Raw genomic sequence first — 1,677 nt, 5'->3', positions numbered from 1 at the left:
AAGCCCGTGGTGGCGATTGCCTGATTCTACGGGCTTGCTGAGTAGGTGCGGGGGAACGTGCCGAGAAAAGAATTCATCAGGTCATTCTTTTGCAGCATGGCTTGAGGCCAAACCCGGCAATCTACTTCTTGTGCTTGGCAAACGCCGCCTCAAGCGCCTCGTTGATGGTGCGCAGCACCTTCACCCGGGCCCAGCGCTTGTCGTTGGCCTCTACCAGCGTCCATGGCGCAATCTCGCTGCTGGTACGGTCGACCATGTCCCCCACGGCCTGGGCGTAGTCATCCCATTTGTCCCGGTTGCGCCAGTCATCCTCGGTGATCTTGTAGCGCTTGAACGGGATCTGCTCGCGCTCTTCGAAGCGCTCCAGCTGGGTCTGCTGGTCGATGGCCAGCCAGAATTTGACCAACACCACCCCGGCGTTCACCAACTGTTCCTCGAAATCATTGATCTCGCTGTAGGCGCGCATCCAGTCAGCCGGCGTGCAGAACCCCTCTACCCGCTCCACCAGCACCCGGCCATACCAGGAGCGGTCGAAAATGGTGAACTTGCCCCGCGCCGGAATGTGCCGCCAGAAGCGCCACAGGTAAGGCTGCGCGCGCTCTTCTTCGGTGGGCGCGGCAATCGGCACGATACGGTACTGGCGCGGGTCCAGCGCAGCGGCCACCCGGCGGATGGCCCCGCCTTTGCCGGCAGCATCGTTGCCTTCGAACACCGCCACCAGGGCATGGCGGCGCATGCGCTTGTCCCGCAGCAGCCCGGCAAGGCGGGCCTGCTCGGTCACCAGTTGCTCCTGGTAATCGGCCTTGTCCAGGCGCACGCTCAAGTCCAGCGCCCCCAGCAGGCTGCGGTCATCGATGCTACGCCCCAATGGGGCCACGTTCCCCTGGTGCTTGCCCTTGGGGTTGTTGGCCAGCGCGGCCTGCAAGCTTTCCAGCAGGATGCGCCCCACCGCCAGGCTACGGTAGTTGGGGTCGACCCCCTCTACGATGTGCCACGGTGCATAATCGCGGCTGGTGCGGCGCAGCACGCGCTCGCCAAAGCGTACGAAGCGGTCGTAGGTTTTCGACTGTTGCCAGTCCAGCGGGCTGATTTTCCAGCTGTGCAACGGGTCGTCCTTCAGCGATTTCAGGCGCGCCTTCATCTGCTTCTTGGACAGGTGGAACCAGAACTTGATGATCAGCGCACCTTCGTCGCAGAGCATTTGCTCCAGGCGTTCGGCCCCGGTGATGGCTTGGTCGAGCACGGCATCCTTGAGCACCCCGTGCACCCGCCCCTGCAGCATCTGGCTGTACCAGTTGCCAAAAAACACGCCCATCCGCCCCTTCGGCGGCAAGGCCCGCCAGTAGCGCCATGCCGGCGGCCGGGCCAGCTCTTCGTCGGTCTGCTGGTCGAAGGTCAGCACATCGATCATGCGCGGGTCCATCCACTCGTTCAGCAGCTTTACCGTCTCACCCTTGCCAGCGCCTTCAACGCCGTTGATCAGCACGATCACCGGGAAGCGCGCCTGCTGCTTGAGTTCGTACTGGGCTTCGAGCAGGGCCTCGCGCAACGCGGGCACCTCGGCGTCGTAAGCCTCCTTGTCGATGCTGTGGCCGATTTCGGCGGATTCGAACATGCATGGGCTCCTTCAATGGATAACCAAGACTAGCGGAATTCGAAGCTGCAAGCTGCAAGTGG

The 1,677-nt window shown here is 63.0% G+C and carries 1 protein-coding gene; it reads right to left on the bottom strand.

Annotation, left to right across the window (positions count from 1 at the left end):
- Nucleotides 1-121: 121 nt before the first annotated feature.
- A complete protein-coding gene (gene pap, locus GYA94_RS26160; protein WP_009681696.1) occupies nucleotides 122-1,615 on the bottom strand; it encodes a polyphosphate:AMP phosphotransferase in 1,494 nt (497 codons plus the stop codon).
- Nucleotides 1,616-1,677: the final 62 nt, after the last annotated feature.

It is taken from the genome of Pseudomonas juntendi (genome assembly GCF_009932375.1).
In the GTDB taxonomy this organism is placed as follows: Bacteria; Pseudomonadota; Gammaproteobacteria; order Pseudomonadales; family Pseudomonadaceae; genus Aquipseudomonas; species Aquipseudomonas juntendi.
Note: the sequence above shows the minus strand (reverse complement) of the source record. Positions and strands in the feature narration are given on the sequence as shown.